This window comes from Paenibacillus contaminans (genome assembly GCF_003285015.1).
GTDB classification, from domain to species: domain Bacteria; phylum Bacillota; class Bacilli; order Paenibacillales; family NBRC-103111; genus Paenibacillus_V; species Paenibacillus_V contaminans.
This window is the reverse complement of the sequence record NZ_QMFB01000007.1, coordinates 289,027-313,192: the sequence shown is the minus strand read 5'-3', so window position 1 is coordinate 313,192 and position 24,166 is coordinate 289,027. Positions and strand designations below refer to the sequence as shown.

The 24,166-nt window shown below is 49.8% G+C and carries 17 protein-coding genes; 1 reads left to right on the top strand and 16 read right to left on the bottom strand.

Annotation, left to right across the window (positions count from 1 at the left end; genetic code table 11):
* Positions 1-117: 117 nt before the first annotated feature.
* Positions 118-1,794 carry a M56 family metallopeptidase gene (locus DQG23_RS14900; RefSeq protein WP_113031642.1) on the bottom strand — a complete coding sequence of 559 codons (1,677 nt, stop codon included), beginning with the start codon at positions 1,792-1,794 and terminating at the stop codon, positions 118-120.
* Positions 1,795-1,803: 9 nt separating this feature from the next.
* The gene (locus tag DQG23_RS14895) at positions 1,804-2,157 is read right to left on the bottom strand and encodes a BlaI/MecI/CopY family transcriptional regulator (protein WP_238177895.1); all 354 of its coding nucleotides are present in this window, start codon (positions 2,155-2,157) and stop codon (positions 1,804-1,806) included.
* Between the two features lie 714 nt (positions 2,158-2,871).
* On the opposite strand from DQG23_RS14895, the gene DQG23_RS14885 reads away from it, so the two are divergent.
* A complete protein-coding gene (locus DQG23_RS14885) occupies positions 2,872-3,288 on the top strand; it encodes a VOC family protein (protein ID WP_007729208.1) in 417 nt (138 codons plus the stop codon).
* Between the two features lie 97 nt (positions 3,289-3,385).
* On the opposite strand, the gene DQG23_RS14880 is transcribed toward DQG23_RS14885, so the two are convergent.
* The 14 genes from DQG23_RS14880 to DQG23_RS14800 all read right to left on the bottom strand — a co-directional run bounded on the left by DQG23_RS14880 (position 3,386) and on the right by DQG23_RS14800 (position 24,051).
* A complete protein-coding gene (locus DQG23_RS14880; protein WP_113031639.1) occupies positions 3,386-3,811 on the bottom strand; it encodes an SRPBCC family protein in 426 nt (141 codons plus the stop codon).
* 76 nt (positions 3,812-3,887) lie between these two features.
* On the bottom strand, positions 3,888-4,844 hold the full coding sequence (locus DQG23_RS14875) for a sigma-70 family RNA polymerase sigma factor (RefSeq protein ID WP_113031638.1): 957 nt from the start codon (positions 4,842-4,844) through the stop codon (positions 3,888-3,890).
* A gap of 206 nt (positions 4,845-5,050) precedes the next feature.
* Positions 5,051-5,872, bottom strand: coding sequence for a GNAT family N-acetyltransferase (locus DQG23_RS14870; RefSeq protein ID WP_202865915.1), 822 nt, complete (start codon positions 5,870-5,872; stop codon positions 5,051-5,053).
* A 169-nt stretch (positions 5,873-6,041) separates the two neighbouring features.
* Positions 6,042-6,611: a dihydrofolate reductase family protein gene (locus tag DQG23_RS14865; RefSeq protein ID WP_113031637.1), complete on the bottom strand. Its 570-nt coding sequence runs from the start codon at positions 6,609-6,611 to the stop codon at positions 6,042-6,044.
* A 492-nt stretch (positions 6,612-7,103) separates the two neighbouring features.
* A complete protein-coding gene (locus tag DQG23_RS14855; protein WP_113031636.1) occupies positions 7,104-7,493 on the bottom strand; it encodes a DUF8051 family protein in 390 nt (129 codons plus the stop codon).
* A gap of 94 nt (positions 7,494-7,587) precedes the next feature.
* Positions 7,588-8,430 (bottom strand): DUF6597 domain-containing transcriptional factor, encoded by an 843-nt coding sequence (locus DQG23_RS14850; protein ID WP_113031635.1) that lies wholly within the window; start codon positions 8,428-8,430, stop codon positions 7,588-7,590.
* Positions 8,431-8,781: 351 nt separating this feature from the next.
* The gene (locus DQG23_RS14840) at positions 8,782-9,042 is read right to left on the bottom strand and encodes a hypothetical protein (protein ID WP_113031633.1); all 261 of its coding nucleotides are present in this window, start codon (positions 9,040-9,042) and stop codon (positions 8,782-8,784) included.
* A gap of 1,232 nt (positions 9,043-10,274) precedes the next feature.
* On the bottom strand, positions 10,275-14,228 hold the full coding sequence (locus DQG23_RS14830; protein WP_158560514.1) for a carbohydrate binding domain-containing protein: 3,954 nt from the start codon (positions 14,226-14,228) through the stop codon (positions 10,275-10,277).
* Between the two features lie 160 nt (positions 14,229-14,388).
* On the bottom strand, positions 14,389-15,999 hold the full coding sequence (locus DQG23_RS14825) for a LamG domain-containing protein (RefSeq protein WP_158560512.1): 1,611 nt from the start codon (positions 15,997-15,999) through the stop codon (positions 14,389-14,391).
* Positions 16,000-16,185: 186 nt separating this feature from the next.
* Entirely contained in the window at positions 16,186-17,031 is an 846-nt protein-coding gene (locus tag DQG23_RS14820) for a carbohydrate ABC transporter permease (RefSeq protein ID WP_113031630.1), read from the bottom strand.
* 24 nt (positions 17,032-17,055) lie between these two features.
* The gene (locus DQG23_RS14815; protein ID WP_113031629.1) at positions 17,056-17,958 is read right to left on the bottom strand and encodes a carbohydrate ABC transporter permease; all 903 of its coding nucleotides are present in this window, start codon (positions 17,956-17,958) and stop codon (positions 17,056-17,058) included.
* A 73-nt stretch (positions 17,959-18,031) separates the two neighbouring features.
* Entirely contained in the window at positions 18,032-19,528 is a 1,497-nt protein-coding gene (locus DQG23_RS14810) for an ABC transporter substrate-binding protein (protein WP_158560510.1), read from the bottom strand.
* A 109-nt stretch (positions 19,529-19,637) separates the two neighbouring features.
* Entirely contained in the window at positions 19,638-22,427 is a 2,790-nt protein-coding gene (locus tag DQG23_RS14805; RefSeq protein ID WP_113031627.1) for a cache domain-containing sensor histidine kinase, read from the bottom strand.
* A gap of 13 nt (positions 22,428-22,440) precedes the next feature.
* Entirely contained in the window at positions 22,441-24,051 is a 1,611-nt protein-coding gene (locus DQG23_RS14800) for a response regulator (protein ID WP_113031626.1), read from the bottom strand.
* Positions 24,052-24,166: the final 115 nt, after the last annotated feature.

Genomic DNA, 24,166 nt, shown 5'->3' with positions numbered 1-24,166 from the left:
CCGTTGCGTAGCGCCGCTCCAAAAAGTTACTGAAGCCTATTTCAAGTTTCAAAAATGAGTAGACGCCGATCATTTAGACCGACGCCGATTAGTTCTTCAAAAAACGGTAGCCACCCTTTATTTCGTCACGATAAAGTAAGGGACATTTTTTTCAAGATACTTAATTCTTTCCGAATAATCTTGTTTTGCATGAGCTTCCGAAAGTATATTGTTCGACACTAACAAATCATAAAATGATTTCAGCATCTGGGCTGATATAGCGGAAGTAATCATCATTCTTTGACCGTCGATCAGAACAGAAGATATTTTTTCAGGCTGTACAAGTTCAATCTGTACGTCGTTCCTGTCGATTATGAAATACATCTCCTTTGCATTTTCAAACACTAAATGTTTGACTTCTGCCCCGTTTGCCAAGCGACTCTGAACTTCTTTCATTGAATAACCCGGAATCGGATCATTTATCAGCAGCCATTTTGCAAAATCTTTTGCATCGACTTCATCTGTATCATATTTTTTCCAAACCGCGCCATTATCTTTGCTTATCTGTATGGTGTTATCCAACATGACACGAAGATATATTTCGTTGTCCATATAAACTGCACGATACTTTGAAGCCATAAGGCTGTCTATCAACTTCGGTACATCATATTTCTTGTTGAATGATAAATCGTGCGGCATTAAATCAGTAGTGGTGGCACCTTGAGATAATACGGGCACTATTTCGGTAGTGATGGTACCTTGATATAATGCGGGCACTATTTCGGCTGAAGGTTCGGCTGTAGGATTGTCGATATCCGTAACAGCTTCCGTTTTGTCCAATGCAGAAGTCGCAAAGATGATAACGACACTGGCTACAAGCCCAATAGCGAGCAGCATCGTGGCGATAGTCATTTTCTTGGTTTTCATGATCGATATAATCCTTTCTTCGGTTGAGTTTTTGGAAAAGCTACTAATCATCGGCGACAAACCGATTTTCTTCTCTTCCAAACGTACAAGTGCTCTAGCATAAGTAGATTTCGTGTTTTCCCCAAATTTTCGTATGACTGTTTCATCACAGAATAGCTCGATATCACGGTTGGCAAGAATATACATGACCCATACAAAGGGGTTGAACCAATGGACGCATACGCTAGTGGCAAGAATCCATTTTTTTAGTGTGTCGAATCGCTTGATGTGCGTAAATTCGTGGGTCAGGATAAGCGCAAGTTGTTTCTCATCGTCATAATCTAAATTTTTCGGCAAGAGTACAACAGGACGAAAAATACCGTATGTAAGCGGAGTTGAAATATGATCTAGTTGCCTGATTTGAACATCTCTCCATAACAAATTTGAATGCTGCCATCTTCTTATAAAGTCGTTTCTAATAGGCAAAGCCATTTTGTAGATTTTGTGATACCTTAAATGCGGAATGATAAAAAATAAAGCACATAACGTAAAACCAACTAACCACACCCAAACAATAGGCGATATATGTGAAGCCGTCTCCAATGGCATAATCGGCGCGGTCACATGTTCTGTAATTGGTGGCATGATTACCGTAGTTCCATTAACAAATGTTGAACTTTCTGACGTGGGAATCAATTTTGGCACTGTAACCATTCTGCTTAAATGTTCCGCTACCGTAAAAATGCTAAATTGCGATTGAACGGAAACAGGTACAAGCAATTGAATTAATGCAACACCCCAAAGAAACATAAAGGTCATTTTGGGCAGCTTGTGAATAAGCAAGGAACGTAAGAAAATAACTGCAAGTATAAAAACAGAAGCCGAGGTACTTATTTGAAGTAACGACATTCCCTCACCTCACTCCATGCTATCGATAAGACGTTTTAAGCGGCTAATTTCTTCTGTCGACAGTCGTTTGTGTCCCAACAATGAAGCAATCAGTCTGTCGGGGGCGCCATCATACATTTTATTAATCAACTCTGTTGTTTCGTGTTCTTGCGCTTGCTCTCGTGTAACAAGCGCATGGCAAACGAAATTAGGTTCCCGTCGTTCAATCGCCCCTTTATCAAGGCATCTCTTGATGATGGTATACGTTGTTGTTTTACTCCAACCTACTTTTTCTTTTGTAATTTCTGCAATTCTCTTTGCGGGGGTATCGCCATCTCTCCACAAGATTTCCATAATATTAAGTTCGCTGTCGAATAGCTTCATAACCAAATGAATACACCTCGTTCAATATTATTCTACTGCTGTAGAATCACATATTAATATTCTACTGGAGTAGAATCTTTTTGTCGATAGAGTCCTGTAATTTTCTTACACCCGTTCCCCATTCCACATGCAGCCATTCTTGATTGCCTTTGAATTTTACTATCAAAACGAAAAAGACGCCGATTATTCGACGTCAATCCATCGTTTCATATCGTTCATGTACGCCCATTCTTCGGTGTTGTCGCCCGTCCATAGGATTAGGACTTCGTATATCCTTACGTCGATCTCGATGAGTAAAAGGCGGTTTTCATGCAATTGCAGCCAGTGCCTCCGCCGCTTCTTGCTTAATGCCTGTTTTGAAAGTAAAGTATAGGGACTGGAGTTGAGATCGAATATGCGATCCGCGGTCCCGCCGAATCGTAAATATTGCCGCGGATGGGCGGGATGGATAAGCCCTTCGTGATCATGCTTGTCTGGCGTTCCTAGAGACTCGGACCCTCGACGAACTGTAGATAAGCAAAACGTACGATTCGTGAAGAGAACAGGAGAAATGTTAGCATGGAAAAGAATTTCCATACCATTCCTCATTCCGTGTTATTTTCAAAATTTACGCTTCCGAATCCATGAGACCGATGAATTCCCGGATCGGCTGTCGTCTATATAAACGAAGGCACAAATGAACACAAACTAATTTGACGAAGAGGTGTTTTGAAAATGGCATTAACGTCCGCATTCACGAGCTTCAACCTGCCTGTAAAAAACGTAGAACAATCGAAAGCGTTCTTCACCGGACTCGGATTCGAGCTCAACCCGCAATTCCCCGAGAACGAGAATTCGGTAGCCATCGTGATCGGCGACAACCTGCAGGTCATGCTGATCAATCAAGCATTCTTTAATACGCTCACGGAGAAGGAATCCGTCGATACGAGCAAGTATGCGCAGATGACGATCGCATTGGCCTTCGAGAGCCGGGAAAAGGTCGATGAAATCGTGAATACCGCGGTCTCCTTGGGCGGGAAATTGCACGCTGAACCTGAAGATCATGGGTTCATGTATCATTGGGGCTTTGTGGACTTGGACGGCCATCTGTGGGCCATTAACTACATGAACATGGATGCGGCACAAGGTTAAGGTTAAGGTTAAGGGTAAGGTTAACGGAGAGCACGCTCGTACTAGGGTTCAAAAAGAAAGACGCCGGGCATCTTCCCCGGCGTCTTCTTCGCGATGATTAGTTTTGTTCGGTATAGGCTTTGAAATTGTCCATGATCGCTTGCCAGCCCGCTTGCTGGAACTCGACGGGATTGGAGCTTTCCGCGTCGAACGTTTCAATGACCTTCGTCTCATTCCCTTGATCGACGAATGCAATATCCACTCTTCTTCCGTCTTCCATGGTGTAGCCGATCGCCTCATGCCGATTCACGACATCGTAGATGCCGCCAAAATCAAAGCCCATGCTGACATCCTTCGCTTCCATCCGTGTCAGAAACATGCCGCCGACCCGCAGATCGTTTTCGGCTCTCGGTGCATGCCAGTCCTCGGACGCTTGATTCCACTTCGTGATGTGATCCGGCTCGGTCCAATAGCGCCATACCTTCTCGACAGGGGCTTGAATGACGGCTTGCACGGTTACTTTCGTCGGTTGACTCGTTTCCATTTTAAATAGACACCTCTCTCATGATATTCGTCGTTTGGTTATTCTCAATGATATAGACGTAAGCCAATGACGAAATTCATTGGTCAATTCGCTCAGGCAGCCCAAATCGCGAAAATAATGGCGTATGAATGAAGTTTTGAACGTGCAGGATTTGATTTTCTTTGGTTTCGATGATGTGGATGCCCCAGGGTACCAGGCCAGAGCCCTCTTTGCCCGGCATGTACTGGGCCAACGCCGGATAACCGCCATTCACCGTAATGGGTACAAATCGAGAACCTTCGCAATGCCAGCGAGTAAGCGAATAGAAGGCGGATAAATCTTCCTTGCCGCGGATCCACATCTCGAAGGGCGGCATCGACATGCAGCCTTCCTCGTGGAACAACGCGACTAGCGCAGCAATATCGAATTGCTCGAAGGCCTCCACATACCGGGACAGCAATTGCTGCTCCGGTTGAACGTCCATGCTGCTGAGCTCATCCGAGCGAAGCTGCGCCCGGTCCATCGTCTCTCGGGCTCTTTGCAAGGCGCTGTTCACCGCTGCCGGCGACATCGCCAACGTTTCCGCGATCTGCTTGGAGGACCATTCAAATACATCCTTCAAAATGAGTACCGCGCGCTGCCGCGGAGGCAAGGTCTGCAGGAGAGCGATGAAGCACAGTTTAAGGGTATCTCTGCGGACGAGCCGATCCTCCGGATTGCCCCCAAAGTCGGGAGATGGCCAGATCCAGGCAGAGTCCGGCAACGTGTCGCGCGGCTCGACGATGGCGAAGGCCGGGTCGAACAGGTCAACGGGAAGCGCGCGGCGTTTGGATTGTCTCAGCTTGTCCAAGCACAGGTTGGAGGCGATCCGATAGACCCAAGTTTTGAACGAGGAATCCTGTCTGAACGTGCTCCAACTCTGCCAGACCCGAATACTCGTCTCCTGAACGGCATCGTCCGCATCGTCCATGGAGCCTAGCATTCGGTAACAGAACGAGGTTAAGCCCGGCTTCAAGCTTGCAAATAATGGTTCGTCAAATGCGGTCTCGTTCATCGCGGCCTCCCTTAACGATCTACCCGAAGGGTGGTACCTTCATTATATGCAATGAAGCGGACAGCCTCAATCCGAATAAAAACAACAGAGAGTGAAAGTTAATCCGTTCTTTCATAGTAGTTGAGAAACGGCAGCCGGTTGTTCTGGCCGGCTGCCGTTTCAAGTTTTATTGAGCTAATGTACCCGTTAGCGCAGCAAAGTTCCGCTCACTTCGGCGGTTGCTCCAACACGAACGGCCGCGTCCACGTCACGAACTGGAAGCCTTGCTTGCGCAGGATCGGCGCGGAAGTCGGCAACGCGTCGACGAAAGCATGCGTCCGACCGCGGTCACGGGCTTCCTGCAACCTCGAGGCGACCAGCGCGGTAAAATGGCCTTGTCGCCGGTGTGTGGTCTTGGTGCGGCCCCCGGTCAGTTCGGCGTATGACCCGCCGGTTCGGAAGTAGACTCGCCCACAGGCGACGGGCTCGCCGTCCACGTAGGCGATGTGGATGCTCATCTCGTCCAGACTCTCCTTCAACTTCAGAGCCAGCGCGCGCCGTTCTTCCTCCACGTTTCGCCTGCCAATTTCGCGGGACACCTCGGCGTAGTCGGCCAGATCGCGCTCGTCCCGGACGATCCTGATATCGTACCTATCGACGTCACCGAAGGTGGCCAGCGATGCCTCGTCCAGCGGCAGAACCAGCACCTCCTCCTCGTCGTCAGCCTCGAACCCGGCGGCGACGAGCCGCTCGGGAAGTTCTACGGGCGTGTCGTGGCCGTAGTACTTCCACTCCAGACTATAGCCGCCGGCTACAGCGGCGTCCCGCTCCCGGCGGATCAGTTCATTGATCTCCTCCGCTGGACAACTGGAGAACACGATCCTGCACTCCGATCCATCCCCGGTACGCTCCACGACTACGTCACCGCCGGCAGACGGCGTGCCCATCGCCCGGCGCTCCGCATCCAGGGCCGCCAGGATGTCGGATCTCACAAATTGGCTTATGTCACAGCGCTCCTTTACGATTATTGTTATTAAACTGGATTTCAACTTGTTACCACTGTCTATGTATTACAATATATTGAAATTAGCCTGCCCATTAGCTGAGAAGGGGCCGATGGCCCCTAAAAGAAACGCCTATATAATTCCCTTCTCCGTTCACCACGCAGCTGGCCGTAGATCTGGTTACCTGCTCTTGTTAGCGGAACACCTTGTACGGCTATTTCTCCAACTCATATCGGGCCGCGATAATGCCCGATTTGAGCGTTCGGCTGGACAGCAGCTTGAGCCTGATTTTCTCGCCGCCACCGTCGAATACCGATTTTCCGCCGCCCAATACGACCGGACAAATTGTAAGCAGGAATTCGTCGATCAGGCCGAGCTTAAGCAGCGTCTTCGCCGCTCCCGGGCTGCCGAAAATAACGAGATTTTTGCCGGGCTGCTCCTTGAGTGCCTTGATTTCCTCTGCGATATTGTCCTTGATCAGCATCGTATTGTTCCACTCCACCTTGTCCATCGTGCCGGAAATGACGATCTTTTTAACATCCTGCAGCCATTTGGCATGCTCCATACCGTGCCTCGACGCATTCGGATTGTCCAGCACCGTCGGCCAGTAGCTCTCCATCATGCGATACGTCGTGCGTCCGTAAACGGGTGCTCCGACTTCGGCTACGACCTCCTCGGCGTATTTCTCTAATTCCTCATTGTACGGAATCCAATCGAGTCTTCCGTCCGAATCCGACGCATACCCGTCCAGCGACACATGCATGAACAATACAAGTTTTCTCATGTCCGTTTCTCCTCCGATTTCGAATTTATTTCGTTCGATTTTTTTGGCCGTTGGCCTGCGTTTCAACCTGCTGTATCGTTCATTTTAAATCATTACGTTACGTAAGGTTCAAGTGAAAATCTGATTTTTTTTGAAGACAACAATGTTGCGCAAAACTGCCCGATAGTTGAGTGCCTCCACTTTACTTCGGCAAACGGGTCAAGTTCTTGTCGTTCGTCCGCGACAAGACTTGACCCTATAAAATCAAAAACTCCATAAGCCGCTGGGTCAACCGCACAACTAAACTGAAACATAGGTCAACCTGATCACCTGCTCGCCAATTCGATCGCTTGCCATGAGGCGCACGAGGCGCAGCGGCGGCAGCGGACGACGAAGAACGGCTTACCGTGACCCAGCACGGAGATAGAGTCGATACTCATCAACGAGACCGAGCTCCGTTAGACTGTGCGCCAACTCCGGACGAAATCCGTACCACGTACATGTCTCTCGTCCTCACAAACCGACATTTTCAATCGCCGTCACAAAAAGGAAGAGGAATACAGCCATTGATGCATTAATTACTTCGAAAAGCATAAGTGGCGCAGACATTTTAGTCGGTGATTTTGGAAAAATACCAGCTAAGTCGATAATGTACACGATAAAATATAAAACAGCGATAATTTTCGTGATGAGAATGGCATTAGGATGTGAAATCAACAAGAGATAGCACACGATAAACGACGTAATTCCAAGTAAGATAAGAAACAGATTAAACCCCCAAAATACACCCCCTTTTAATTTTGAAAAATCTCTATTCTCAATAGGCCCTCCTGGAACCAATATCGCCAACAACGTTACATTTAAAAACACTAGTAAACTTGCTATGATCATAGTATCATGCATCGTTATTCCTTCCTCTCATCTGTTAGTGTCTCAAGATTAACAGGAAGGAAAGACATTGTATTGTAAAAAATCAGCATCAATGATCAGGCTTTCATCACTTCTGACCATGCCATAAATATCGAAGAGTTAATTCATGTGGCAATTTCTCCAACTCTTTGACGGTTTTGCCTACAAATTTTTTGGCTGTTTTGATGAGGTGGGACTGATCATAGTAACTATCCTGCATATCCTTCCTCAATCCTTCATCCTCAACGTGTTTTCTAAACTTCACAATATCTCCATAGGCCTTTGGAGTCAGTCCGATATGTTTTTTGAAGTAACGCTCCAACGTACTTACTGAAATACAAAAAAAATTTGCCATACTCACAATGTTCAAGTTTTCATACTCTCGTTCTACATAAGTAAGCATTTCCTCTATGCGACCAGTATCCTTCTTATTCAACGCCATTTTATGCAGTAAATAATGATTGATTGCTGTGATATTTTGCTCCACATCTTTAAATCTCATCATCCGGTACAGTTCATCTAGTTCAGGGTCCACATCGATGGCTTGTACGATTCGCTCTTCCAATTCGAGGTTGGGCATTTGAAACAATTGTATAAACCCTAACGGAGTTAATGAAATCCCGATTTGGTACAGCTGTTGTCCATATCGAACATATTTCGCCCTTTTCATTTGACCAATCACAACCGTATTGGGGATCACCACTTCCTGATCATCTCCCACTAGCCTATAAGTAGACCCATAATTGAAAATGATATTGATATATCCCAGCGGCATAATAATATCTTCTCTGTTGTCATCAGCGAGAAAGTCGAAGTCTACGACCCAGATATAGTCCACTACCCGAAGTAAGGCATTTATAGGTTCAAAGGTTTGAATCATCATATGCATCTCCAATACGGTGTTATTGTTATCATTCTCGCTATACCTCATCGTATTGGCCCCCAGCTCCACCGTAGGCAATTTGTCATAACGGGCGGCTCTGTGGAGGAAAGATCTGTCTGTCGCCACCTTAACTATTATACCCTACCAGGTTGGAAAAAGAGAGTTTCAGATTCAGTCGATCACGAACTCCCCCTAATAATTGGGGGCCACGTCCGGCAACGATTGGCTGTACCAATCGGAAATCCACATGGAAAACAGCTGAGGAAGCCCGGGCGGTAGCGAATTTAGAGGGAAAATAGGTATGAACCACTAAAAACGAGGCGGAAGGACTCTCCCACCTCGAAAAATAATAAATTTATTTACTTAGAAAAGAAAGGAAAAACCGCCAAATCCCTTGAATTACGGGCAAGGAAAACGGAAAATATCTACGATAATAGCAATCGGAATTCGAATAACTATGAAGACTCTATCAACACCGCTAAAAACCCTTAAACGAATGACGCCCCCCCTAACCGTCAATAAGCATCCAATAAATGTGCCAACTAATGTGCGGACAACAACAATGTTGTCGATGAGACCAGTGGATAGTTGTTCTTGAATCTTTAATTGCTTCTCCAAAGATACTCTTCTTGACGATCTTATCGTTTTTTCTTCAGCCATCCTAGACCACCTCTAATTTTTGTCTTCTTTTATTCTATGAAAAGTACAAAAAAATGGCCTGCACTCCCCCCTATTCATATATTTCTCTTTGCATATCATTAGGGACAAATATACTGTTAAGAAGCCATTTCATGAATTTCAATCACCACTCCTCAATATTTTTTGAAACTGAATAGTATTGTCCATTATTTCCGTTTTACAAATAGTCATCTCCAACATAAAAACTCTGCTTTTGGAAAGTGTAACAATAAGTGACTTACCGATCAGCAAGGAGCTGCAGCTTGAATTGAAAACGGATGCTTTAAAACAATAGGTGTATTAGGCGTCAGCCCAAGCGACTAAGGGCTCTAGATCATATATTGCATTAGCGCCTATGAGCCTATTTTTCAAACAGGAGTGAATTCCGATGACCTTAAACCCTCCGTCTGGACCGCCAGGACATCATGGCTTGAAGCCGTCTCTGCCACATGGACATCAAGAACCGCTGCATGTTGGACCGCCGCCTCATGAACAACACGTACCGCCGCATGTTGGGCCGCCGCCTCATGAACATCACATACCGCCGCATTTTGGGCCGCCGCTTCACGTACACATTGTACCGCCGCTGTTCCCCCCGCCGATTTTTATTCCTACGTTTCCTGTGTTTATCGTGAATCCCAGTTCGATATCAAACTGCTTGTTCCGAAACACCTATGTTTGGCTGACGAACGGAAACCAATTCTGGTTTTTCCCGACCGATGTCGGATTCGCTACCGTAACAGGATTTTGGTGGACGGGAAACGTCTGGTTAATCATTGTGTTGAGCCTAAATGAGATTCAATCATTTTCTTGCTTCTAAGCTTCCAAAAAAAAGATGTACGGCAAACCCACCCGTATATCTGTCTTCTTATTTGGATCATTAATTCGAAAAAGGGCTAGGTTCTGATCCCGCATCAACAAAGGGTCAAGTTCTTGTCGTTCGTCCGCGACAAGAACTTGACCCTGTAAAACTAAAAAACCCGCAAGTTATGCGGGTTGGGTTTGAATCGGGCTATGTTTTTGTCGTCCGGCACCTAGTAGTCGAACGGTCGGCGGTACTTCACATCATTTGGAAACATTCTTTCAGCCATGGATAACCAAATGATATTTTCTTACGGATCGTTATTTCTTCTTACCCTCCCCCCCCGCTGTCACGCAGCTTCACCGACGAGCCTTGCAGGATTACTGCGGGTCCCGCGTATTAATTGCAAATCTCAATCAAGCGTTACGCCAAGCTCATCAAAGTAGGCAACGCCTCCTGAGACGTTCGGGTCGTCGTGTTCCAAAACAATGTGCACGACATCGCCGGCATCGGCAGGCGCCGTAAAGCTGAACGTATATTGTCCCCAGGTCGTGCTGTTAATGGCCGTGCTCGCCCCCAGGGCGACGGAATCGGTGACATTGTACACGTTCGCTTTCGCTTTCGCGCTGGAGCCATTCGTTTTCGCATAGAAGGTTACCGTATAATCGGCTGACGGCTTGAATCCTCGCAGCGTATAGCGCAGTGTTTGGCTTCCGGCGCTCGGATCGGTAGTCAGCTTGAGACTATTCGTTCCTTTATATTTCTCTGCCGTGTCGATCGCAGCATCGGCAGCAAGCGTGCCCGCTCCGCGCTCCCAATACTTCGGCAACGTTTGGTCATCGTTGTCTTGTTCCTCGAAGCCTCCGTTCGGCGCAAAGGAGTTCCATAACGAAGCGTAAATTCTCACATCGTCAAAATACGCGAATTCGTTTGCCGGGCTATACAAGTTATGATACAGATCGATCTTCAGCGTATCTGTCGGATTGTTCGGTGTCGTGAAGCTGAGTGTCTCCGTCTCCCATGCCGTATCGTCTATGAACAAGCTGCCGACTGCGTTCAAATTCGAATAGTTCATGACATCCGCCCGGCCCATGACACTGCTCGTTCCGGTTTTCCCAACGACTTTCAATTCATACGAGCTGTTGGGCAAATACCCCTTCATCTCCTGCTGCACGATATTCCACGCGCTGCCGTTTGTCCGGTTGGCCAAACCCGCATCTCCTTTATAGGCGTTGGCGATATCCCGATATGCCGTGCTTGATGTTGTATACGGCAAATAGCGTTGCCAGTAAGCCGGCAGCGTGGGATCGTCTTTATCCGCCCACTCGAAATCGCCGTTTACAAGCATCTCTGGATTATAAATGGCGAGATTTGCCATATAGGGTAAGATCCAGGCGAAGCCCTCCTTCCAGGATTCATCTATGGTCGTCCGCATAATCGCATCGGCAATATGCCAAATTTGCGGATCGAATTCCGCCAGCTTCAACCATGCCGACAAATCAGTGTTGTACAGCAAAAGCCATGTGGTTCGCACTTCGTTATAGTTGACTCGGGGACCAATGCCCGGGTTCGTCACGGACCCGTTCCACATGGCATCGACGAAGGTGGAAGCAAATTTCTTCATATCCGTATCGTCGAAAACAACCCCGTAATGGTAAGCCGTAATGACTGCAGACACATCCAGGTTGGCATGCGAGGTATCTTCCTCTGCGCCGACATAAGTCATTCCTTGATCCCACGAGCCGGCAGAATCCCAATAATTCCATTGATACGCAGTAGGCACGGCAGGATTTACCTGGAGGTGGTCTTTAAAATTGTTCAATAAAGCTCGCGCGCGATCCGCATAGGCGCTGTTGCCCTTAATATCGCCAAGCAGCAAATAACATTCGGAAGCGACAAGATATTGATTATGCGGCAGCGTCCGCTCCGGGAAATAAGCCGCTCGGTTGCCTGCCGGGAAGACGTAAACTCCCCGGTCATTGCCCAAATCCCGATAATACGTCTCCCATTTGGGCAAAATGAGCTCCTCAATGAAAGAAAGATATTCGTCCGCCTTCGTACCATAAGCAGCGGTAAGATCGCTGTCTCCGTATACCGTCTTAACAAATTTCAGGGCGGACTTGGCAAGTATCGTTTCATGAACGAGCCAGGTAGACCGTTCGCCGACTGAAACCCGGTCAAATACGGCATATTGCGCGCTGTTATTGGCATATTGCTGTGTAAGTCGAATTTCGATTACATGGTTGCCGGCGGCAGGCGTGCTGAACAACAGTTGCTGACCGGCCCAATCCGTATTCTCGAACGTCATAGACGCCAGTTCAGCGGAAGCCGTAACATCGTATACGACTACCTTGCCGCCATTGGACGGCGCATTTGTCTTACCATGGAAATATAATTCGTAGGGCTTGCCCGGATCGTATCCTTGCAATTGCTGCATCACATAACCGTCCGTCGATCCGTCATTCCCGACGACCAGGCCGTACCCTCCGACGGATTGACCCGCTTCATTCGTTGTATAGGCGGTGAGCTTTGTCTTGTTCACCCGCGTCCATCCGGCGGCGCTTCGTTTCAGGATCGGTACGACCTGCACATCGTCATAATACGAAATCAAACTGTTCGTTGCAGCGGTCGACGTTTGACGAAGCCGGAGATACACCGTATCCGTCACAGAAGACGGCGCCGTAAACGTAAACGAATTCCCCTGCCATGCCGTATTGCTGAAGGTAACGCTTCCCAGGGCGGAAGACGAATTGGCATGATAGATTTCCACTTGTCCTTCCGCAGCCGGCGTGTTCGTTCTGCCCATGAAAGTGACCATATATTCCTGTCCCGGAATCGGGTACAGCTTCTTTTGCAGCATCGGAATCTGCGTATCATCGGACTTGAGGACAACCCCGTTGAACTCCGAATAATACTCGTTCAGCGTATTCGATAAATAAACGTTGTTTGAGGTGGATTGAACCCGTTCCCATCCTTGCGGCAATGTGGAGTCGCTGCTGTCCGTAGAAAAGAATCCGTAATCTGTGTTGATATTCGCAGCGTATGGTTCGATCATGACATTATCGAAGTACGCGATCCAAGAAGGTTCCGTATACGTGCTTTGACGCAAATAAACATAAAGGGTCTTGCCGGCGGCGCTAGGCGCATTAAACGTATAGCTGTGCTGCTGCCAGGACGTGTTGTTGAACGTCTGATCCAAAATATATTGAGAATCCGTAGCATTATAAACGAGGATGCGGCCGTAAGCCGAGGAAGAATTCGTTTTGCCGTCAAACGTCAAGGTGTACGTTGCATCAGGCGTATACGGCAGTTGTTGGTATACTTCTTTCCATGCGGTACCGTCCGATTTCACGACAAGCCCCGTATTGCCGGAGGCATGCTCGCCGGAAGCTGTCGAACTATACGTGTAGGCGCTAGTCCCAAGCCGCTCCCATTGATCCGGAAGGGTGTTGTCTGTGGAATTAGCCGTCTCGAAATCGCCGTTTTGCAAGGAATTGACGACTGTTTCCACCGGTTTAATCGAAAAATCATCGAAGTAAGCCGCCCAACCGGATTGATCGAGTCTGGCGAGCTTGATTTTGACAACCAGTGTCTGACCGGCTGCGGTCGGAGCCGTGAATGCAAAACCTCCCTTCACCCAATCGTCTTTGATGATACTGTCGGAGCCATAACTTAACGTTTCGGCAACAACCGATGACGTTGTTTCATTGTAAATTTGCACGGAAGCCGTCGTGGTCATGCTGTCGGTCTTGGCCATAAACGAAAGGAGATACTTCCTTCCGGGAGAATAGGAGAACGATTGCTTCATCGTTGCCGCACCGCCGCTGTTATACTTGATCGCAAGCCCCGCGGTGCCGGAGTAATACTCGTTTGCAGCAGTTGTTCGATAAGCGTTTACCGCGCTGCCGGCTTCGCGCGTCCAGCTCGCAGGCACGCCGTCAACTCCAGCCGTCTCGAATCCGCCGTTCGCGATGGCGTCCGTTGCCGATGTATCCGGACCGTCAAGCTCAAAATGGTTATTCCATAAATGCTGATAGGAATATACCGGGGTATACCAGCCAAATGAACCGTCTGCTTCCGGATCGATCGCATTCGCCTTCACTTCGTCAAAATGCTGAGCAAATTTGTCCAGCCAGTAAGTATCCTGGTACCGATTATAGATGTCGATATAGGAATCAAGATATTGGCTTTCTGCCCACCCAAGCGTAGCGGCATCTTCGCTTTCCGCGAAACCGAGTCCGTCATTGGTGAGCGATACGTAATGCTTGTAGCGATCAAAAGCACGATCTTGCGCGAATACAGTAGTGGGAAATGTAACCGATACTACTATGGCTAGAAACAACATGATCGTTTTTCTCGTCAACATGTTCATCTCCTTCGGTCCATTTAGCTTTAACTACAACGGAATGCGGCCGTTATGTACCGCATCGCGGCCGCGGCCGACGCGAATGACGGCAGCCTGCAATAAGGCTGCCGTCGCGTTCAACCGCTCACCTTTCCGGCGTGAGGCTGTTATTCTTCTAACGTTACCTGATCTCGCTCGCAGCGAGCGCCCGGTCGAACAGCTTAACCTCGCGAATACGTCCGGAGAAGTGGCATTGCGGCCCTTTGCCCAGCACGAACGGGAAACCGCTCGCCGACAGCGCGGAGGCGGGGCCGGATTCGTCGCTGGCCTGCGGTGGAACCGCAACTGTAGACGCGAGCTCCCCGTCAATATAGAGCGAGAGCCGCTCCCGATCATACACTGCTGTCGCCCGGTGCCACCCATCGGACAGGCTCGCATCTGCGGTCGCCAGCGGGTCATGCGTCAGGCTCCATACTTTGCCGCCCGGCAGCGTTCCGGCAAATAATTGCCCGTCGTACACCGCCATCGTCCAAACCCGGCGATACAAAATATTCGGGTCCGGCTGCTCCAGCACGCCGATCAGTTCCCACTCATGGCCGCCGCCGGCGTAGCGGTACACATGGCCGCCTGGCAGCGTCCCGCCGTACAGCTTGCCATTAAAGACGGAGATGCCCATGACCTCTTTCTCCGCCCCCATCAGACCGAAATCGCTCCAGTCTTTCCCCTGCTCATACCGCAGCATTCGCGCCTCTGGCCAGATACCCGTCAACAGTTCGTTATGGAACACCGAGAAGCAATAGACCTGATCGCATTTTGCCACGGCGCCGCTGTCGGCCCATGGCTCGTCAAGCGTTCTCGCCGATACGCCTTGCTTCTCGTTGCAGCCGATGAACAATTGGCCCCGGAACGGCGACAGCGTCATCGTCCGCGTCTTGCCTTCCGGCCCCGGAGAGCCGAGCGATTCGCAGGAACCGTCTTCGCTGAACGCAAAAGTACCGTACGGGTAAAACGACATCGCGATCAGCTTGCCGTCATAGACGGTGAGCGCGCCGACGCTGTCATTGTTCTCTACAGGCAACCGGGCGAACAGCGTCCATTTCTTGCCGCCTTCATACCGGTAAATGCTGCCGCCCCGCTCCTGATTGGGCGATTCGGGCAGCGCCGAGCCGGATGCCCGGTACTTCATCGTGCCGATATACAGCTTCCCGTTGTACTCCGCCATCGACCAGACCGAGTTGCTGTTGTCGGGAGTGCCGCAATCGGTCCAGACGCCGTCCTTACCGAGACGGTACACATGGCCGCGATTGTCGGAAGCGTCGTCGAACGTCCCTACGTACAAACTGTCCTTGTATACGCACATGGAACAGATATACCGGCAGTCGCCCGGACTCCCCCAATCTTTCCAACGGATCGGCGACTTTCCGCTGCTCCAGCCGAACTGCGCGTTACGCCAGTTCGGCTGACTCGACGTCACCCCCGCCTGGCTCAGCACGGACAGATGCCATCCTTCCATCGCCGTTTCCGAATATCGGCTCGCGAGTCCGCCTGGGAAAAACCCCTTCCCGTCATTCACTTCAAACTCAAGCGACAAGGTGAACGGCCTACTTCCGTCGGTTTCCGGAATATCCGGCAGCTCCACCGCCGCCGAAACGCCGTCAAACACGGCCCCTTCCTCGTACGTCAAATTGCCTTTGGCCGCACCGTGCCGCCCCAACCCGCTATAGTCTTTGCTATCCGTTCCTAGCGGCCAATATCCGATACATCCCGCATTTTTCTCCTGACTCTGTCTCATCCTATTCCTCCGTTTTCCGCCTATGCTGCGGCAGGAGCGGCACGTCGCCAGTTTTGCGCCACGCACCATCCCGCTCCCGACCAATCGTTTCGACACAGAAGATTCAGAAAGCACATTCCCCTGGGCCGCCGAATAAACAGCCATTCAGCAATTCTGTTAGCTTTCTTCTCCTATCCTTCCATCCTGCTAACCCTTCACGCCGCCGAACGCTATGCCTTGAATAAAATGCTTTTGCATCGCAATAAATACGATCAGAATAGGCAATGCGGCACTTACCGAGCCTGCCATAACCCCTGCATATTGGACAAAGTATTTGTCCTCCGACATCATTTTCAGCGCGAGCGGCAGCGTGTACAGCTCAGGCGACCGCAAATAGATCAGCGCGCCTTCGTAGTTGTTCCAATACCCGATAAAATTGAATATAATCATCGTGGCAATAACAGGCTTCGCCAGCGGCAGCATAATGCGGGTAAAAATCCGAAAATGCCCCGCTCCGTCAATCTCCGCCGCTTCATTTAATTCCTTTGGCAGAGTCGAGAAATATTGCTTAAACAAAAAGGTCCCGAACGGAGAGCCCAAACAAGCGCCCAGCCAGATCGCCGCATGCGTGTTGACGAGTCCGAGCTCTTTATAAATCATAAAGTTGGGTAGCATAACGACCTGCGAGGGGATCATCATCGTCGCCAGCAGCAGCAGGAAGATGATGTTCCGCCCCGGAAAATGCATTCTTGCGTAAGCGTACCCCGCGAACGAACAGGTGATCAGCGCGCCGACCATGGCGATGCCCGTCACTTTGATGCTGTTCCAATAATAAAGCCACATGGAAGAACCGAGCACCGGCTTAATCCATACCGCCTTGTAACCGTCCCAGTTTACCGGATTCGGAATCATGGAGAACGGGAATTCAAAAATGCTCCGCTCCGCCGTGAACGAGGCCGCCGTCATCCACAGGAACGGATATACCATGCCGAAACTGAATGCCAGCAAAATAAGCGTTCGCGTCAGCTTCCCGATAAGCAATCGTTTTGTCACGGTTTGTCACCTCCGCTAACGGCCTCAATAATGGACCCATTTTTTTTGTAGACGCCATTGCAGCAAGGTGAAAACAAACACGACAACGAATAATACCCAGGCCATCGCCGAAGCGTACCCCATCTGGCCGAACTCGAATGCGGCTTTGTAGATGTAATATCCGATAACCGTGCTTGAGCTTCCCGGACCGCCGCCGGTCAAAATCTGAATGTGCGACCAAGCTTGAAACACGCCGATCACCGAAGTAATGACAACAAAGAAGGTCGTCGGCGAAATAAGCGGGAACGTAATATGCCAGAACTTGGAGAGCGGCTTGACACCGTCAATCTCCGCCGATTCGTATATCTCTTTGGAGATCCCAACCAGTCCGGACAGAAACAAAATGACGTTTAACCCAAGCCCCGACCAGGTCGTCATGAGGATAACCGCCGGCTTGACCCAAGCGCTGCTACCGAGCCATCCGGGAGGATCGTCAATCCCGAACATCCGAAGCATGCCGTTAATGATCCCTTCCCCAGGGTTCAGCAGCATTCCCCAAACAAGCGCAATGATGACTGTATTCGTTACATAAGGCAGGAACAATGCCGTGCGAATCGTTTTGCTGAAGAAAACGCTTTCGTTGATAATAAAGGCAAGGATAAGCGCCAGCAAAATTTGCAAAGGAACAAACGCAGCAAAGTACAAAATATTAAGCATGGAATCGATAAACCAGCGATCGTCCAGCATCTTCTTGAAATTATCGAGACCGTTAAAGCTCATGTTGTCCAGTCCGGTCGTAAAATCCCAATTGGTAAAGCTGACGATCAATGAGAAACCGATCGAAAAAAACGTAAATATAAGGAACCCGGCCAAATTAGGCAAAATAAACAAATATCCCTCAACGGCCTTCTTTAACTTTCTCTTTGTCAGTACATGCCCGTTTCTCATGCCACCACCGCCGTTTTTGGAGGCAAGCCGTCAATCGCCTTGTATACGCGGATTTGAGGCGACTCCGCTTGACTTATTTTTTCGTTTCCGCTTCGTAAATTTTGAAGGCCGCGATTTTGGCGTTTTCGATCGTTTCGTCCAGCTTGGTTTCATTCGCGAACAAAAGCGACAAATGCTTCTCCAACTCGATTTTCATTTTCGCCGCGTATGCATATTTAATCGAGTTTTTGGCGTAGATCGGCTTGATTTCCGGGTCCATCATTCTGCTGTAAAGATCGTTCCGCTCTTTGCCTTGCGTCAGCTTGCCGTCCTTATTGTTGAAATAACGCCAATTTTCCAGCAGCGTATTCTTGTCCAGCTTCTTGGACGCCGGCATCCGGTGAGCGACCTTGGAGGCAAGCTCGATCGATTTCGTGGCATGCCATTTAATGAAGGTATAAGCCGCATCCGGATTTTTCGTCAGCCTGGATATGGAATCGCCGACAACCGTTTCGAATGCTTGCTTTTTCGGCGAGCTTGCATCCCATCTTGGCATAGGCGCTAACGTATGGTAGCCCGCAGCGTCTTCTTCCGCCGTCAATTGGCCGTACTCGACCGCCAAGTCCTGGAATATCGCGCCATTGCGGCCGCCGATGCCCATCGAGTTGACGCCTTTGTAATAATCGTTTTGCCAATGCAGATTTTTCGCCGTCAATTCGGCGGGACTTGCCATCGACTTATCCACATATACAGCCCGATACAGCATGTCAACCGCTTTCTTGAAATTCGTCCAATCCGGATTGAACGAACCGTCCTCCTTCAGCATTTCCCAGCCGCTGTACAAGGCAATTTTCTGGGCGGTGTCCGCCAAAGAGCCGGTTCCGAAATTCCAATCCTGAACGCCGTAGCGTATAATTTTCCCTTTGTCGTCGTACTTCGTCAGCTTCTTGGCGGTTTCAAAAAATTGCTCCCATGTCCAATCGCCGGAAGATGGGTCGGGCAAGCCTGCTTCCTCAAATTGCTTTTTGTTGTACCAGACGCCGTCCGGCGCTACAGCGCGCGGAATCCCGTACAGCTTCCCGCTAACAACAAACTGATTCGTGTAATCGCCAAATTCCCCAGCTAAATCCCAACCGTCTCTCTTGACGAAATCGTCAAGCGGCAAATATAAGCTATCCGGGCTTGCGCGCTCAATATCGTTGGTTCCCGTATAAATGACATCGACCTGCTCTCCGGCGATCGTCGCCATTTTGACGCTTGTAGCGAAGTCGCTGCCCGAAACGAGCACGAGCTCCACCTCGATGTTCGGATGCAGCTTCTGCCACTCCGGATAAGCCGCATCGAATTCGACCTGATCGTAGGCGGACGCGGTGTAATAGCGCAGCTTCACTTTCTTATTCGGATCCAGCGCGATTCCCGTCTGCGGCTTCTCCTTTTCATCGCCAGTCGGTGCTTGCGTTGATGCTGCACTCGGCGACACCGTTTGTCCCGATTCCGATGGCTTCGGGTCCCCGAAGCTGCAGCCGGAAATAACGAGCAGGCAGACAAGCGAAAATACAACCGCCAGTTTGAAGCTTAACCATCTCTTCATATTCTGCATTCCCCCTAGCATAATGTGCGCCTCTTTCGAGGTACACCTTTATTATAGGAACAGTCGCCCGGTACAAAAATGAGCGCGGTTTAACAAATGGTCGAGTATTTTAACCGTTTTCGCCACTGCTGGAGCCGCTCTCCTGCACCGGCATACGGATCGTCACGGAAGTTCCCTCGTTCGCGGCGCTGGCGATCGCAAGCCCGTATTGGCTGCCGTACAGCATGGCAATCCGCTGCTGAATATTTTGCAGCCCGTAGCCCCCTTTGCCGTAATCGGCTCCCGGCGCCTCGTTCTTGGCAATATGTGCACTCAATCGCGCAAGCCCTTCTTCATCCATGCCGATCCCGTCGTCCGTCACTGTAATCCGCAGTTCATCCCGCTCCACTGCCGCTTCAATCGCGATCGTTCCTTTGCCGCTCCGCAGCTTGATCCCGTGGTACAAAGCATTTTCGACAATCGGCTGCAGCGTGATTTTCGGGACGATACAGGTCAAAGCGGCAGCCGAAGCCTCGCATTTGAACTCGATCTTATCCCTGTACCGGTGGCTCATAATTTTGATATACCGGTTCACATGCTCCAGCTCTTCCGCCAGCGTAATCGTTCGTCTGCCTTGACTCAAGCTGAGCCGGAAATATTCGGACAACGTCGCCACCAGATCGGACACTTCATTGTCGCCGCCAATCTGGAAGGCCGCCTTCCAGCGGATGACTTCAAGGGTGTTGTAAAGAAAATGCGGATTGATTTGCGACTGCAGCGTAATCAGCTCCGCTTCCTTCTGCTTTAATTCCGCTTCGTTCTTCTTGAGCCGGATTTCGTATACTTCCTTAATCAACGTGTCGATTTTCGAAATCATCAAATACACGTTGCTCCGCAATTGCTCGATCTCGTCTCCGGCTACGCGCGCCTGCTCGTAGTCGCCGACATATTGTTCGGCCAGACGGACCACCTGGGCAGTCAATTGATTGATCGGCCTGCCGATGCGTCCCGTATAGCGAATGACGAAAATCCCGATGGACAATATGCTGGCGAGCAGGACGAGCAAGTCGTAGAGCAATATTTTTTCCATACTCTCTTTCGCCGACCTTAAAGACGCTACGTTGACGAGCTTCCATCCCGAATTGCCGATGTCGGCGTAACTGACGACCTCACCGTCTTTAGCGTCTCTAACCGCTTTCCCTTCATAGGCCGTTGGATCTATATAACTCGCCAGCTCCGGCGCAAGCAGCGCCCCGATCTTGTGTTTATTGGCATGCGACATGATCCGATTGCCACCGTTGATCACGAAAAATTCGTTCCCTTCCGTTCGCGTTCCGCTATAAAGCTTTGCCAACTCCTTCTCTTTAAGCGTAATAAAAATATAACCGACGATACGACCGGTCCTCACATCGCCGATCTTTTTGCCGAACGTGATCAGATCGTCTTTGTAATCGTCCCGATACGTATCCAGCCAGGCGTTTTTCTCGATCGTTTCCGGCTCCGCTGCGGGGTACATAAACCTTTCGCTGCGTTTTTTGGACGTATAGAGCCGCTGCATGTCCGCATTATAAATATCGACGTACACGATATCCGTTTTCCGATTCAACGCATTCTCAACGGTTTTATCCAGCGCGGAATAAAACTCCGATACCGGCACGCCGCCGCCTAACGCGGAAATAAACGGGTCGTCATAGTAAAAATAGAAAACCGTCTTCTCCAGATTGGCCGTATAGGAAGCCACCCTTTTCATCGTTTGCTGCGCGTTTATGGTAATCACTTCAATTATCTTCTTCTCGACCAGCGACTGCGTGAAGCTATAGGATAGTATCATCAGCAGGATAACGGGCGTTACAATACAGGTCATTAAGACGAAGGCCAGCTTCGTTTTCAGATGGACGCGCGCCAAAAATCCGGAACTGAGCGTGTAGTAAGGGATGCCGGCTGCGGGAGCGGCTGCGGAGCGGTTGATGGAGTCGACCGCTTCGTTCAATTGATGAAACGGCGCAAGCAAGCGGTTAGCCGCGAATACGATCACCCCGCTAAACAGCAACAGGCATAGAAACGTAAGAAACGCCAGTTCCGTTCGATCGGTCAAAAATACATGGAAGACATCCTCGTAGGGCGTCGCGATATACAGCTTCCATCCGGTATACCGGGATTCAATAGCCGAAACGACGAACGTTTCCTGCCCGAGAGTGCGGAGTTCATGAACGCCCGCAGGCACCGCAAGCGGTTCGGGCATCAATTGGCCGATCTGCGCAGGATCGTTGGCGGAAATAATCCGGTTATGTCGGTCTACCAGCATCATCGTTTTTGTTTTTGCATCGGGATAAAAATTGGCGAACGTGCGTTCCTTCAAAAGCGCTACTACAAATCCGTTATATAACCCGCTGCTGTCATAAATGGCGCGGCTGATGCCGATTAATTTGCGGCTGACGGCATCGTTGTCCATCACGGTGTACGACCATTGAAACCGGCCGTCACCTTGCTCCAGCAGAGCGCGAAACGCAGCTTCATCCAATCGCGCATTTTCCCCGGCAAGCTTATTGGAGTACATCTGGCCTTGCTTCCCGACCACATACACCTGCTCTACATCGTCCGTAACGTTAATGAACTGCGTAATGATTCGCGTCATCTCCGTCTTGTTGCGCACAATCTCCTCGACGCTTGAGGCCGGCTGCAAGTAGGGGTTGAAATCTACGCCCTCAAAAGCATTAATCGTTTCGCGCTCAATCCCCTGCAGCACAAAATCGATATTGTCCGCCGTTTGCCCGGCAATACTCGCATTCGTGTCCACGATGCCGTTATAGATCGTCGCCGATGCGATTCTATAGGAAATGACTCCAATCATAATCAGGTTGAGCAGCAGCACGCCGACGGAATACACGATGATTTTGCTGCGGAGCTTCATCGAGCGCATCTGGGACACCGCCTCACATTTCAAATAAATCGTCCATATAACCGAGCACCAGCTTGCGGTATTCTTTGGGCGTTACCCCGACCGCCTGCTTGAAAACCTTGCTGAAATACTTGGGATCGCTATACCCGACCATATCGCTGACCGCATATATTTTCAGACTGTAGTCGCCGAGAAATTCTTTCGCTTTCGCGATACGGATTTCCGTCAAATAGTCGACGAAGTTTTTCCCGGTTTCCTTTTTGAACCATTTGCTTACATACATAGGGTGCATAAACACGCGCTCGGCCGCCGTTTCCAATGTGATGTCCTCCGCGTAATGGCTTTCCAGAAAAGCGATCAGCTGATCCATCATTTTATTTGGTGTTTGGATTCCTTTCGCGCCGAGGCGCCGAATCATTTCGGCATACAGCTCGTTTATGGAAGCTTTCAGCTCTTCCATCGTTTCCATATGGCGCATATCGAAAAAATCCTGCTCTTTCATCGGTTCCACATGGGAAAACAGCGGATGATATTTCTCTTTCAGCTTTGCGGCAATCCGCATAAACTGGGCGTAGACGTCAACCGCTTCTTCTCTCGTCCAAATCCCGGCAAAGGCCGTCTCCACATATTCGCCCATCTCCTCCGTTCCCGCTTCCTGCACCAAAGCAAGCAGGCGCTCGGCATGAACCGTTGTTCGTTTGTTGCAAGCTGAATGGGCATTGGCCAAGAAGGAAGCTTGCTCTTCCTCTGTAATTCGGCGGTTTTTCCCGTAAAAAAACTTCAGCTTCGTCAGTTCGGCCGCCCGCCGGAACGACTCATGAATCCGGTAAGGATCAGCGGCTGTTGCGCCTATATATATGGTAACGCGGAGCTTTAACAATTCCGCCGCTTTCGCAATCAGCAGGTCGGCCGTTTCAGGAAGGAGGTACGGGGTACCGTCTTGATGAGCAACCAGCATGCCGAAACCGGCTTTCTGCCAGTTAAAAAACGATACCTCGCTTGCGGATTGGAACAGTTCTTCGGCCATATTTTTCAATGCGTACAGCAAAAGCTCCAAATCGGCCGCGCTGTACTTCGCCAGAATCCGGTTCAGCTCGTCAACTTCAACCAGCAGCACCGTAAACGCCTTATATCCGAGATAAACGCCGGCTTCCGCAGCCCGTTCCGGCAATTGCTTCATGACTTCCGGTTTTCCATGCGCCAGCTTGGTTACAAATTCCTCGCGCAGCAGCCTGAAAGCTTGCTTTTTTCTCATATCCTCGATGCCGGACAAATCAAATTCTTGCTTGACCTTGCCGAATACGTCCTTCAGCTTGTCCACATTGATCGGCTTTAGCAAATACCCCGAAGCCCCCGAGTCTATTGCCGCATTCGCATATTCGAACTCATTGAATCCGCTCAAAATGACGAATTTAACCGTCTTGTTATGCTTCCTTACGTTCTCCATCAGTTCGATCCCGGTGCTGAACGGCATGCGAATATCTGTCAGCACAACATGCGGCTGCAGTTCGTTCACCAGCTCCAAAGCCTGCCTCCCGTCCTCCGCCTCACCCACGACCGCAAACCCCATTTTATTCCAGTCTATGAACGTCTTTAACCCTTCGCGAATCCATTCCTCGTCATCGGCGATAAGCACTTTGTACACGGGACCACCCCTGGCGCTAAATGTAAAAAATAAGCTTCCAAAACCACCGGAAGTGGGGATGGAAGCTTATTGGTTTAATGGCTTGCTTTCTACTATAAGGCAACTGCGAGGAAAT